Origin of the sequence: Ureaplasma parvum serovar 3 str. ATCC 27815, from assembly GCF_000019345.1 — a bacterium.
Lineage (GTDB): Bacteria > Bacillota_I > Bacilli_A > Mycoplasmatales > Mycoplasmoidaceae > Ureaplasma > Ureaplasma parvum.
The window spans coordinates 573080-588313 of record NC_010503.1 but is presented as its reverse complement, the minus strand read 5'-3'; the positions used below and the strand labels follow the sequence as shown (position 1 = coordinate 588313).

Below are 15234 nucleotides of genomic sequence, written 5' to 3'. Positions count from 1 at the left end.
TTATTAATTTATAAAGGTTCTTTTAATAATAAATTAGTGCAAATAAAAAATATTAAGGTTAAAAACACAATTTTTGTACAAGTTTAAAAATAATTAGGAATTTAATAAGTGATATCATGACAATTAATATATAATTATTAATTAGTTAATATGAATGTTTTTATGAGTTTATAGTATTTCTAAAAATATGATTCAAGGTTAGTTGGTTTTACAATGTCATTTAAAACAAAAATAAAATTCAAACAGAAATGAAAAAAAGTTTTAGCATTTTTTGGAATTAGTACATTAACAATTGCAGCAATTGTAGGCACTGGTATTGGGGCTGCTAATTATGCTAATAAGAATATAAAAACTGGTGATTTTGGTGATAAAATATCAGCAAGAACACAAGTTTTATTGAATGATTTTCAAACAGAAGCAGAGCAGTTAAATTTATTAAAAACCACAGCGAATCTAAGTCAAAAACACTTACAAGCATTGGGTGTAAATAATGTTAGTGCTAAATATGCTATTTATGAACGTATTAATAAAAATACAAAAAAACATGAAAAATTTGGGGAAATTGTTTATCAATTTTATCCTACAAATTCAAAATTAGATATCGTTAATTTTCTAACTAAAACAAAGCCATACGAAAAAATTAATTCAAAAATCCAACTTTTAAGCTTATTTACTACCGCTAACCGTTTAGAATTACAAAACATTTCTTCACTTTTTTCACCAAAACCTGAACTTTCACAAAACAGGGATTTTGATAATACAAATTGATTAACTTTAAATAATGATCCTAAAAAAATTAGTGTTAAAACAACTAATAATGGTCAGCAAGTTGAAATTTTATTGCCAAAAACTAGTTTTGATCATCAAAAATTTAATTTAGATTTTTTTGCTAAAGAGTTTGATGCTAATTTTAATTTCAATCCAATGGGTAATAAAACAAGAGCTCAAGCTGTAGCGACTTTTGATAGAACAAAACAAAAACGAAAAGCTCCAGTTAATTCTTGATTGTTATGAGTTAATCGTGATGGATTAATTGCAAGATTTAATATGTTATTGACATTAGCGCATGCTCAAAAACAAAAATATGTTGATCCTAAAAGTTGAGATTATGTTGATACTGTTTATAAAAATTTAAATACAAACAGCGAGGAAAAAGCTTTTGTTGATTGATTAGCAAAACAAGATTTTGATAAATATTTTATTAATACAAACTCTATTATTGAACCAATCAATGTTCAAACAGATCAATTATTGAATATAATTCGCGCTTTTTATCAATCTTCATCACATAAAGTAAAAATTAAAAATGCAAATAATCAAGATGAAACACAAAATTTTAAAGATAATGAAATGTTTTATTCATGAAACATTAATAAGTTATCTTTAGTAAGAGGTTTTGTTTACGCAATTGATTATAATAATTTTTTTAACTACTTTCTAGCACCAAAAAAAGATGATAAATTAACTCCTGCCCAACAAAGCATTGTTAAATATACCTCTGACAAGCTAGTTTTAAATAAAGATAATACAACTCAATCTTTTATTAATACAGCTCATAATCTAAAACAATACTATTTACCAACTTATTTTGCACAATCAGTTTTTAGTGAAAATAATATTAAAAAGGATTACGCTAAAACTTTTTATGACTTATTAAATAATTTTAGTACAAAACCATCTAATTTAAAACGTGCAGTAATTAAAACAATTAATCCTATGGATGCGATTTTGATTGGAATTGCAGTTTTAATCTTAATCATCGCTATTATTATTAGTCTTTTATATAAAATTCCAGGTTTAATTTATAGTTTGTTAATGGCTTTTAGTTTTGTTATTAGTTTATTATTAATAAAATCAAGTAATTTAGGATTTAGTACAGAAACTTATAGTGCATTAATTATTGGTATTTGTTGGCCATTATTAAATTTAGTTGATTTCAATAACCATATAAAACATTTAATTCAACAAAAATTTTCTTATAAAAACGCTTTAAGAATTAGTTTAAATAAAACGATTGTTAATCAAGGAATGTTTTATTTATTAATGATTTTTATCAGTTTAGTTTTTATGTATTTTGGTAAAAATAACATTAGTATTTTTGGTTTTAATTTGATTTTAATAACTTTTTCTTGTTTGTTAATATCTTATATATTATTTATTGTAATGATGTATATGTTGTGATCACTTGCTCATCATCTTCCAAAACTACATCTATGAAGAAAATATTTAGTTGCAACTAATGCAATTAACCAAAATCGTTTTGATGATAAATTTGAATGAAACGATCAACAAAAATACCAACGATTGATTTTTAAAATCATGAATCAAAAGGTTTATAGAATTAGTTTTTTAATTTTTATCTTTATTTTAGCTTTTATTGGCTTATTTATTTTAGGTTTTATTGTTCCAAACCATAGTTTTAGTTTTGGTTCTGTATATGAGTTAATTATGAAAAGTGATTTAAAAGACTTTAATTCTCACGAGTTCAAAACTATTTTAGATTATAAGATTAATGATGGAGTAGTATCAATGCAATTTGATGCTAAAAAACCAAATGTTTTAAGTGAAATAGATTTGATCAGTTTAAATCACCGGTTTAGTGATGCAATTGTTTATAGAAGTAGTCAATATCATTTAATTAATAATATTACAAATTCAATTGCTGCGTATTTTATTATCTTTGCTATTATTTTAATTTGATCAAGCATTTGACTAAAACCCCAATCAATAATCCCCATAATAATTAATCTCATTTGTACATCGTTAATTAGCTTTGGTATTGCTGGATTATTACGTTTATTTAATAATCAAATATCAATTATTGCAATTAACACGAGTTTTGTTTTAATGACTAGTTTTAGTTTACATATTTGTTTAAATTTAAAACGAACTTTGGATTTAATGAAGCATGTAACAAAAAAACAATTACAATTTCAAATTCAAGATTCTTTAATTAAATACTTTAATACTTATAATATAATATACATTGTGATATTATTTGCATTATTGTGATTAATGATTTTTACACCATTTGTTTTAATTAGTTTTAATGCAATTATTTTATTTAGTTTAATATCTACTCATTATTTATCAATCATAATTATTCATTATTTATGAATGAAAATGGTTTATATTAGTAAAGGTTTATTAGCTAAGGATGATAATGCAGATAATGTTTATGATAAATTTGATGAACAAGAAATTATGAATATAAATAAATTTTAAAAGAAAGATTTATAACGATTATGATCAATATTGATTACATTAAATCAAAAATCAGGGATGTACCAGACTTCCCTAAAAAAGGAATCGTTTTTAAGGATATTACTCCTTTATTTTTAGAACCAAAAATTATTGAAAAGATTGTTGATGATTTTGCTGACTTTGCTAAATCATTAAATATAGATGCTATAATAGGTGCGGAGTCGCGTGGTTTTTTGTTTGCAGCACCATTATCAATCAAATTAAATAAGCCATTTATTTTGGTACGTAAACCAAATAAGTTACCAAATGATGTTTATAGTGCTGAGTACACATTAGAATATGGTAGTTCTCGTGTGGAGATGCACAAAGATGCACTAAAACCAAACCAACGCGTTTTAATTGTTGATGATTTATTAGCAACAGGAGGGACTGTTGCTGCGATTGAAAATCTTGTTCGTCAAGCTAAAGGAATTGTAGCAGGGAGTGTTTATTTAATTCGTTTAGGATTTCTAAAAGGTGAAGAAAAACTAAGTGGAAAAGTTCATGCTTTAATTAATTATTAATTTTTATAAAAATTAAATTCTTACTTTAAGAACCTCCCAATGTTCTTAAAGTATTTTTTTATATTATAATAATATAGGAAATTTACACAATATAATGTTCCAAAAATTATTTTTTAATTTAACTAAAAATAGCATTAATTTTTATTTAAATTTAACTTAATTACAACCGGTATAAAATATAAATATTTATTTGTTTAGTGGATTGAATAAACTATGAGATTAAAAAATAAAAATAAATACTGAAACTTACTTATTGCTTCATTAATATCAATACCTATTATCAGCACCATTTCTGCATGTAGTTTTAGTGAAACCAGATATAAATTAAAAGTTTTAGATTATTTTTTAAAAACAGAAAATGACGATTATTATATTGCTTATGAATTTAATAAATTAACAAATGAAGATATGCAAAAAATGCCAAAAGTTATTTTTTCAACAAGTATTATTAATAGTTCAAACCAAAAAATTGCTTTTTATGTTGATATAAAACCAATTATTATAAATAATCGTATTTATATTCGCTTACCCCAACGTCCTAAACCCAATGAAAAAATTATTATAAATTCAAGTCAAGAATTTGTTGGCGTTCAAGTGATTCAAACTAATAAAATGTTGACTAGATCCATTAATTTTAATTTTAATAAAGAAGATCATTTAATTAAAGTTGTTGACCAGAGTGCCCGATTTACTAACATTAAAAAAACAGAAGTTGAATTCGAAATTAAGCTTTTAAATTTAAATCTTAATGATATTAAAGATAAAAATATTGAAATTGAATTAACAAATAAAAAAACAAATAAAACCTTTAAATTGCATTTTCTAAAATATCAATTTAATCACTTAACACAACAAAATAAAAAACCAGTATTAACTATTACTGCTAATTTAAATGCTGATGCAAATAACCAATTAGATGATGGCGAATATTTTATTTCTAAATTAGTTTTAGACCAAAAAAAACTTGAAATTAACCAAAGCGTTTATAAACCAAGTGGGTTACAGTTAGATGGAAGTATTAATAATCAAAGACCAACTTATTTATTAATTCCATCTGTTTTTTCAAAATGAACAAAAATAAATGTTTTAGATACTAAAGTGATTAAAAATGATGGAATTCCACAACAATTACAACTTTCATATGATCATTTTATTAACCCATATAATTTTAAAGATAATATGTTAAGTGCAGATATTGAACTTATATCAACTAAAAATAATAAAACTATTATTTTAAAATCATTAAAGTTTAATCACGATAAAAACAATATTGTTTTTGATTTAGTCAATAATTTAGAATTACAAACTCTTATTTTAAAAACTCCTTTTTTTAAAATTAAATCATTAACAATAATGAATGATAAGCAAACTTTGCCATTAAGTATTAGAGAAAAACAGCTTGATTTAACTAATAAACATCTTTCTAAAATCATTAAATTTACATTTGATGATACTGATCCACAAAATATGCTTATGAAATTTCAATTAGATAGTGATTCGCCAATAGTGCAAAATACTAAAAAAGTTTTATTAACAATTAAAAAAATAAATACAGATCAGCAAGAAGATATAAAGACCTTTAGTTTTGATATTTTAGAAAACAAAATAACAACAGGTTCTTTTTATGATGTAAAAAATAAGTATTTTCTATTAAATCTAAATAAAACTTTGAATGCTAAATCGATAGGTCAAATTCTTGAAAATGATTCTAATTATATAATTACTAAATTAACTGTGGTTAATAATGAAGCATCAATCAATGAAATACCAATTGAAATTGATGATTTACAAAATAAACAATTTACGTTAAAATTTGCTGAATACCAATCAAATGTAATTAAATTTAATGCTAAGAATGATCCTGAATTACATCTTAATATCAAACATTTTAAACAACTTAATCTTACAAAAATTAATAAAATTAAATTGACTTTAAAAGACGGTAAGCAAATTATTTTTAATCGTTTAAATAATGAATTTAGTTTCCAACAAGCAGGATTTAAATTAAAAATTAACCAAAACACATTTCCAAATTATTTAAAACAACATCAATATGTAATTAAAAGTATTAGTTTAATAAACGATGATCAGTCTGTGATTGAGTTATTATCAAAACACAATCATGAAGCTATTTTTGAGATTCCTATTACAGCATCTCTTGATACTTGAGAATATGACAAAATCCATAATATATTAAAAATTAAAATGAAATTAGATAGTTTAAGTTTACATCAAAGCTTAAATCCATCAGATTATGCTTTAAATTTTTATAATCTTGATACTAATATTATTAACCGAAAATTTACACTTAGTCCCCAAACTGTTTTATCTTCAAAAGTTAATAATTCAAATGTAATTGAATTAATTTATGATTTAGATAATGATGAAAATATTTATGGAGGTTTAGAACCTGAGAGCACTTATCAAATTAGTTCGTTAATGATAAATGCTAAACCAGTGATTATTAATACTTCTATAACAATGGTTCAAACTAACGCTTCAGCTTCTAAGGTAGAAAAAATTGTTGCTAGTTATGATTCAGTAACCAAAAAAACAAAAATATCATTGCAGTTTTCTAATAATTGATGATATAACAAAAATGCGGATCATAAACTGTTTGCCATTATTTCGTCTTTAAAGCCTAAAAATAATAAAAATGCTAATTGAACATTTTCATTATCTAGAACGTTTAGCAATCCTGAAGCAATTAATTCAAACAAGGACAAAGATTTTGTTTTAGATAAAGCAACTAAAACTTTAACATATGTAATAAATTATGCAAATATTGACTATAAAGATCAAAATGATCATGAGTCATTTGATTGGTATTATGATGATTTAGTACTTAATAAAGTAACAATCATTTATAATGATTTAACAACAAATGATATTAGTCCTTTTTCTAAAGATGATCAAAATTTAACTATTAAACTACCAAACAAAATTAATTCTTAACGATAAAATTTTTTTAAAAAAACTTATTTTTTATAAATAAATAAATAAATGAATTCTATATTATTCATTTGCTTTGCCTTGTTTAAAAGATTAAAAAAGGATTAAATTATTGTTTAAAATTTAATAACTATGAACAAAATTAAGGAAATTTATGAAGAATAATAAAAGCCGGAAATGAGTAATTACTATTTCGTTAACGTTGTTAATCATTTTAATAGCAAGTGCAGTTATTGGCGTTGTTTTTTATTTAAAAAATAAAAAAAAGAATGATACAAGTGTAAATAATGATAGTTATATAATTCAAAATAATAATAATTCTTTAAAAGAACAACCTAACTCAACAAGATCATTTTTAAACCAAAAAACAATTTGTGTAGGTCATTGAAATGTTTTAAATCAAGGTGGAATAAACCAGTTAAAAAATGAAGCTTTAGCAAAGGTGATTCTAAAAAGTAATGTTGATGTAATTGCTTTAACAGAAATTAATAGTGCAAAAAATAATGAACACGATGATTTACCAATGCGTGCCATCTTAAAAGAATTAAATTTACACAAAAATCAATTTGATCAAACAGCTAATTGAAATTATGTGCTATCAAAAAACTTATTTTCAAAAGGCAATGAATCACAAACTGAACGAATTGGCTTCTTTTATAAAGCTAATATAATAAAACCAGTTCAAGAATATATTTACAAAAACAATGATAATAAAGATATTTTGTTTGAACAATATTTTAAGAACTGGAATGATAATACTAAAATTACTTATTCACGTCCGCCTTATGCCTATGAATTTCAAACTTTAGATAACAAATTTAATTTTACAATTGTCGCTAGTCATTTAGATTCACCAGGAGCAAACGAACATAAAACTAGCAAACATGATCATACTTATGGTAATAAAAATTTAAAAATTAATATTAAACAAGGCTCAAAGGAATTAAATGAGGCATATCAATTAGGAAATGTGATGGACTATATTGATAGATTAGATGGAAATAATGATGATTTAATTTTTGTTGGTGATACTAATATTAAAACAAAAAACGAATTAGGAGCCTTTGCTTCACTTTATAAACGTAATTATTTATCCAATTTTAAGGATGATAATGAAAATAACAAAACTACATTAGCAAAAACTTATTTAAAATACGCACAACACTATGACAAAATTTTTACTTCACCATCAATTAAAGTTTTAAATACTTATAAGTATGATTTATGATCAGTTTCTTTAACAAATACATTATTAGATAAAAACTGAAAATTAGCTTTTTTAAAAACCTATTTTCGTTCTTTAAGTAATCAACAAATGCAAAATATTGTTGATAATTGGGATGAAATAGCAAAATCAAATGATGTATACATTAAAAAAGCTACTTCTATTATCTCAGATCATACTTTAGTTGCTGTTAATATTAAAATCGATGAAAATGATATTATTGATGAAAATTAATAAAGAGATTTAAATACATAAATTTATAAAAAAAGAGCACAAAAGTTATTATACTTAACATCCAAGTACCTTTTTAAATTTATCGTAGATTAACAATAAAGTTTTAAAAATAGATTATTTATTGTATGATATAAAAGCTCAATTTGCTTTTTAATAGATAATTTCAAAAAAGGATTTATAAAAGATGATAACTAAAAAACATTTAACTAAAATAATTACAATTTTAACTTGTAGTACTTTAATTATTGGTTTATCTTGCTTAATTGGTGCATGCACTAAATCAAAAAGTAAGGTTGATGATAAACAAGTGCTTTTTAAAATAAAAAAATTTAAAACAACTACTAATAGTATTGAGTTATTTTTAGAAGGTAGTGCAGTTTTAGCATCACATTCATACAGTGTTGTTTTAAAAGAAAAAGCAACTGGTGATTTAAAAACAATTAATAATTTAAAATTAGTTAAGGATAATGATCTTAATAAATTAATTATTAATGAATTAAAACCAAATATGGGTTATGAATTAGTAGATTTATTAATTAATAATCAAAAACAGCTAATAACTAAACTAGATTTTATAACAAGTACATTAACACAAGAAAATGTAGATCAATTTAGTATAAAAAAAATTGATTGAAAAAATATTACTAATAATAGTGCTGATTTAAATTTAGAATTTACAAAATATTTTTTAGCGAACGAAAACCAAAATATTTTTGAGATTAGTTTATTAAATTTACAAACCCAACAAATTACAAAATTTAAGTTTAATTATCAACCAAATTCGCCATCGATAACATTTAATTTTACTCAATTAGAAAACAACGCTAAATACCAAATTCATAGGATTGTTTTAAATAATAAAGAGTTAGTTTTTAGTAACCAAAATTTAGTATTATCTAATACTAATAAGCAAAACTCAAACCCGATTATTAAAGATTTAAACATCACCAAAATTGAAAAAGAAATTTATGATACTAGTGCAAAATTGATTTTTTATTTTAAAGATAATAAGTTAGGTGATTTAAATAATCAAAAATTTGTTTTAAAATTAGTTTCAGCACACCAACCATCAAATACTTTTAGTTTTGAAAATTATGTTTACAATAACTCTAAAAAGACCTTATCATTTAATTTAACGGGTTTACAAACTAGTACAAAATACTCATTAAATTCATTAACTCTTAATGGACAGCCAATATCATTAGCTAATTTAGATTTAAATATTTTAACCTCTACAAAATTAACTACTGTTCAAAGATTAGAGAACTTAGAACATGAAAGCAGTGATTTTTGATTTAATGATGAAAATTTGAGTGTTAAGATTAAATTATATTTTGAAAATAACGTTAATTATTTAAAAAATAAATATTTAAAATTAGTATACATGGATAATGCAAATAACATCATTGTATCAAAACCTGTTTTATTTGATCCCACAAAAAAAGAGTACGAATTTAGTTTCGATAAAGTTTTATCAAACCGAAAATACACTTTTTCTAAACTAGTTTTTGATGATCTACAAGATTTTAGTGAAAAACAAGCTTTAGAAGTAAATACTCAAGGATTAAATGGTAGTTTTAATACACCTCAAGCAAAAATTAAAATCAAAAAGATTTCTTATAGTTCAACCGATAAATCCGCTAAATTAGAGTTTCATTTAGAAGATGATTTTGATTTAGTTGATGGTGATAAAGTTAGTGTCAAATATAGACTAAAACCATCATCTAATAGTATTGATACTACTAATAATACTGTTGAGGGTTTGGTTCATAACCACATATTGAATGTAACAATTAATGATTTAGAATCAAATAAATCATATGAAGTTATTGACTTTGTTATTAATGATTATAAAAATAAACAATTATTAAACAAACCTGAATTTTTAAAAAAAAATACAAATCATCATAACCATCCTTTTAATATCCCGCTTGATTTTGATACTAAAAATAGTGATTATAAAACTAAATTTAATGTAAATGAAATTAGTAAATCTTATAATAAAGAAACTAAATTAACAACAATCAAATTAAAATTTGATAATATTCCCACAAATCCCACTTCATCTAATAATTTTACATTTACAATTAAAAAACGAACAGGATACACTACTAATCTGATAAGCCCAAAAACTTTGGAATATGATGTAAATAAGAAAACTTTAATAGCAAAATTTGAAAATATTGAGGACCAAATTGTTTATGATTTTGTTGATGTTAAAGTAAATAATCAAAATATTGAATTTAACAAATCATTAGATAAGTATTTTTCTATTATTCATAGTGCTGACTATCATGAATAATTTTTATTTTGTCTTATTAATTAAATTTAGCATTTCATAAGCAATTTCGTGCTCTTCATTCACTAAACATAAATATATAGGAATTTGTGATTTAGATGTTGAAATTTTATTTAACGTGTTTGTTAGTATTAAATGATCGTTAATTTCAAGGTTTATTAGATGAATTTTACTAATAATTTTTTCTAAAACAAGATGCTCAAATTCACTAATTCCTCCCGAAAATACAATTGCATCAATCTTTTGTAAATGGTTTAAATACTTAATAAAATAATCAACAATGCTATCAGTGTACATCTCAAGGGCAAGTTCATTATTTTTATTGTGCAAATTATTAGCAACTTCACTAATACTATGATGTTTTGTTAATCCATAAAGACCTGATTGCTGATTTAAAAATAAGATCAATTGCTTCAGTGATTGGTTTTTTACTTTTTTTAAAGTAAGTAAAACACTAGGGTCTATATCACCACTTCTTGTATTCATAATAATTCCTGAAAGAGGAGAGTAAGACATTGAGGTATCAAATGATTTTCCATTTTTAATTGCACAAACTGACGATCCAGAACCTAAGTGTAAAATAATTAAATTAACATCTTGTTTTCCTAAATAATTTTGCATTATTTTATTACTATAACTAAAAGAAATTCCATGAAAACCATATTTACGAATTTTATGTTTTATTGCTATTGTTTGATCAATAGCAATAGTGTATTTATTTTTATTAATACTACGATGAAACCAATTATCAAAAATAATAATAATTTTTGCAGAGGTGTTTAAATGCTTAATGTCATTAATTAACATGATAGTATTTTGGTTGTGAATAGGACATAAATCTGTGTGTTGGTTAAGATCATTATAAATTTCATTATTTAAAAAAGCACTTGCTCCATAAAAATTTTTAACATAAACAGCTCGAATTCCAAAATAAGTGATATCTTCTAATTTTTTAATAATTTTTTTGTTAATTAAAAATTTAATGATTAAATCAACGTGATTGTTGTGATCATCATCAAGTAAATAAACATATTCATTTTTATCAAAGATATATTTTAGTTGGTGTGGGCTAACGTCTAAGCGAATTTTGCCACTAAATATTTGTTTTAAATTCATATCAAACAAGCAAAATTTTCAACTACTACTACCAATATTAATTATTAACATCATAATTAACCACCACTTATTAACTAAACTTTAAAACCAAAAATAAACAATTCTGGCTTTTGATCAGCACTTTATTTATTATTTTACTATATGTGCATATGCTTTTTTAATAATCTAAATTCAATTATTTTTTATTTATTCACTTATTTAAACACCGCTTTTATTAAGGTATTAAAAGCAGTGTTTTTTTTTTTTTTTTGAATTGATGTTTATGGGTTATAATGATGTCGTATTGTTTTGTGTAAAATTAGTTATTATTAAGGATATAAAATTATGAAATTAATTAAGAAAAAGTTATTATTTTTATTTACAGCTGCTTTAGTTCCTATTGTTGCTACAGCACTTGCATCTTGTAGCAATAAATCAAAGTTAAATGTTAATGTTTTAATGAAAGATATAATTCATACCAAGAGTGACCATTATTATGTTGTTTATGAAGTTAATGAACTAAATACTTCGCAAGGTATTTATAAGAATTTAACTTTAAACACCAATCTTTTTAATCCATTGTTAAATAAAAAAGTTGACCGTTTAGAAAATATTCATCCTTTGATTATTAATAACAAAATTTATTTAAGACTAGCTCGTAAACCAAAAATTAATGATCATTTTATCACTAATTTTTCAAATGATGCATTTCCTGCACTACATTTAATTTTTGATCATAATTTAAATTTTATCGAACAAGATATTAATGAAGATTTAAATTTACAACCATCACTTCCTAATACACCAAAGATTGATCATTTAGAAATTAATAATATTTCGTTTACAAATATTAAACAAAACCAAGTTGATATAAAGATTAAGTTAAAAACAGTTTCTTTTAAAGACGATGCTATTCATAATTTTAGTTTAAAAATTATCAAAAAAACTAATCACCAAATCATTACTAGTGATGCTGTTTTCAATAAGCAAAAAAATGAAATTGATGCTACCGTTTATAATTTAACATCTGATTGTGAATATTTATTAGATAAACTTAATTTTAATAATCAAAAAATTCAATTAACTTCAATTCCAAACCACACTTTTAAAACCCTTGATGATAGTGATAATCTTTTAAAAAATCTAGAAATTACAAAGATTAATGATAATGGTGCTAATTTAACTTTAAATTTTAAAGAGTTAAAAATAAAAGATGATAGTGATGAAGCTTTAAATAATATCCACATTAGTTTAGCATATAATAGAGTTTATAAAAAAGGTCAATTAGAGCTTAATAAGAAGCATTTTTTTATTGATAAATTAAACAAGAGAATTATTGTTTATGTTGATGAATTAGAAAGAGGAACTCATTATGATATTAAACAAATTAAGATTAATGATCAAGTTTTAAATTTAAATAATCAAACACATGATTTTACAACAAAAGGCGATTATGCTAAAGTTGAAGCTATTGATTATGAAACAGCTGTTGATAAAATTACAAAAGCAGTTACAATTAAAGTAAAATTATCTGAAGATCTTGCTTTCTACAATCCTAATATTCATAATTTTAAATTTTTAATTAGAAAAGAAAATGATCAAAACCCAATTGAATTCTCAGAAGTTAAATACGATGAACAAGAACGTTTATTAACTGCTGTAATTAATGGTTTAGATGTTGACAAAACTTATGAAATTGATAATATTTTACTAAACGGTAAACCAGTATCTTTCCCTAATGATGATGACTATGCAGGTGGATATTATGGACCTATTAACAAAACATTTAAAATACGTCCTGATCGATCAAGTATTGAAATTTTTAAAGATAAATCATTCTATAATTCTTACTATAGTGCTTTTAATAGTTGGTTTTGATATTTATCAGTTTCTAAAAAAGATGATAATGAAAGATCAAAAGAAGTAAAAAAAGATTATAAAGAACACCTTTTCATTTCGGATATTACTAAAAATAGTGCGATTATTAATATTAAATGTGAAAAATTACTTTTAAGAAAAGAAAATTCTTTAAAACCCAAAATTAAATTAAGATATCATCCATTAAATAATCCAAATGAATGAGCATATAAGGAGTTTAGTTTTGAAGATAAAAATTGCTTCATGAGTATTGATGAAGATCAAAAAACAATTAAAATTAAATTATTAAATTTAGATAATCATATTAATTATGAATTTGTAAGTTTTATCTTAGAAGATGTTGATGGTAATTACCATAGTGATAATTTTAATGTAAATGTTTATATAGGAGATTTTTTTGATTCTCATCCATTTCACTTGGATCTTTCATTTCTTAAATTTAAAACAAATGAGTTCAAAAAAGCTGTTTTTTCATTCACAAATACAAAATCAACTTCAACCGATCTAAATGTTGATTTACAAGACAATCAATATGCTGATAGTATTGAGCATAAAATAAAATATACTTTAGAAGATGAAAATCATAATAAATATAAGTTTGTTAAAAACTTATCAAAATCAGAAACTACTCAACTTAATGCAACAAAAAACATTATTTTACATCTTTTTGCTTTAGATAAAAATCAAACATTTAAACTTATTTCTTTTGAAATAGATGATGACAATTATTTAACTAATAATATTACAGTTAAAACACTTAATGAATCATCTCCACATTTATTATTAAATTTAGAATTTAATGATATTAAAAATACAAATAGTACTTTAAAATTAACACTAAACCAAGCAGTTATAAATATGCCAAAAAGAGTTGATGTTATTTTAAAAAATAAAAAAACAAACAAGCTGTTGTATTTATTTAAAACAGATTTTTATTTTGATAAAAAAACACACCAAATCTCAACTAAATTAGATAACTTAAACATTAATACTGATTATGAAATTAGTGAACTTTTTATTGATAAGCAACAGATTAATTTAAAAAATATCAATAATAAGACTTTTAAAACTTTAGATTACGGCTTTGATCAATTTTACTTAGATAAAATTGATCATGAAATTAACCAACAACAAAAAAACATTAAATTCAAGTTGCATTTTAGCGATTTCATCTTTAAAGATAAAAACGCCCATAAAATGTCATTAGTGTTAGAAGATGAAAACAACCAACAAGAATGTATTGATTTAAATGCTCATAACCAATTAAAAATCGACTATGAGCACCAAACAATTGAATTTGAATTAAAATATTTAAAGCCTGATATTAAATATCGAATTAATTCAATTCAATTGAATGATAAAAATTTAGATTTAACTTGAGTAGATAACCAACGCTATTTTAATTTTCCTGGAATCTTAAATCCCAATTTAAAATGAAAAGTAGATAATATTAAATATGAAGTTAATGGATCTGATCCAAAAATTAATATTACTTTTGATCAAGATATATTTTTAAGTAATTTATCCCAAGATAAAGAATGTAATATTGAATTAAATTATGTATATAACAATAGCGATGGGGATACTTTAGAGTCAAAAATAGTTGCAAAAATTAATAAAAATAATAATAAAAGTGTTGAAATTACACTAACTAATGAAAATTGTTATTGATTAAATGATTTAAAAGATATATGCTCAAATCTTGATTCAAATCAGATCTCTACACAATTTTTAAAGAGTATTAAAATTAATGGTCATAAAATTCCTAAAGTAAACTAAGATAT

At 22.8% G+C, this 15234-nt stretch carries 7 protein-coding genes; 6 read left to right on the top strand and 1 reads right to left on the bottom strand.

Translation table 4 applies throughout. From position 1 onward, the window contains the following. The first annotated feature begins 213 nt into the window (after window positions 1-213). From UPA3_RS02535 to UPA3_RS02515, 5 genes are all read left to right on the top strand, one after another. Window positions 214-3225 carry a hypothetical protein gene (locus UPA3_RS02535; protein WP_006688609.1) on the top strand — a complete coding sequence of 1004 codons (3012 nt, stop codon included), beginning with the start codon at window positions 214-216 and terminating at the stop codon, window positions 3223-3225. Window positions 3226-3245: 20 nt separating this feature from the next. Then, entirely contained in the window at window positions 3246-3767 is a 522-nt protein-coding gene (locus UPA3_RS02530; RefSeq protein WP_006688428.1) for an adenine phosphoribosyltransferase, read from the top strand. A gap of 213 nt (window positions 3768-3980) precedes the next feature. After that, window positions 3981-6722 carry an MBA family surface membrane protein gene (locus tag UPA3_RS02525; RefSeq protein WP_010891797.1) on the top strand — a complete coding sequence of 914 codons (2742 nt, stop codon included), beginning with the start codon at window positions 3981-3983 and terminating at the stop codon, window positions 6720-6722. Between the two features lie 151 nt (window positions 6723-6873). After that, a complete protein-coding gene (locus UPA3_RS02520) occupies window positions 6874-8178 on the top strand; it encodes an endonuclease/exonuclease/phosphatase family protein (RefSeq protein ID WP_004026782.1) in 1305 nt (434 codons plus the stop codon). Window positions 8179-8362: 184 nt separating this feature from the next. Then, window positions 8363-10480, top strand: coding sequence for a DUF1410 domain-containing protein (locus UPA3_RS02515; RefSeq protein WP_010891796.1), 2118 nt, complete (start codon window positions 8363-8365; stop codon window positions 10478-10480). Between the two features lie 3 nt (window positions 10481-10483). Here UPA3_RS02515 and UPA3_RS02510 read toward each other — a convergent pair whose 3' ends face one another. Beyond that, the gene (locus UPA3_RS02510) at window positions 10484-11647 is read right to left on the bottom strand and encodes an acetate/propionate family kinase (RefSeq protein ID WP_006688690.1); all 1164 of its coding nucleotides are present in this window, start codon (window positions 11645-11647) and stop codon (window positions 10484-10486) included. A 270-nt stretch (window positions 11648-11917) separates the two neighbouring features. On the opposite strand from UPA3_RS02510, the gene UPA3_RS02505 reads away from it, so the two are divergent. Then, window positions 11918-15229, top strand: a complete 3312-nt coding sequence (locus tag UPA3_RS02505) for an MBA family surface membrane protein (RefSeq protein WP_006688723.1) — start codon at window positions 11918-11920, stop codon at window positions 15227-15229. The last annotated feature ends 5 nt before the right edge of the window (window positions 15230-15234 follow it).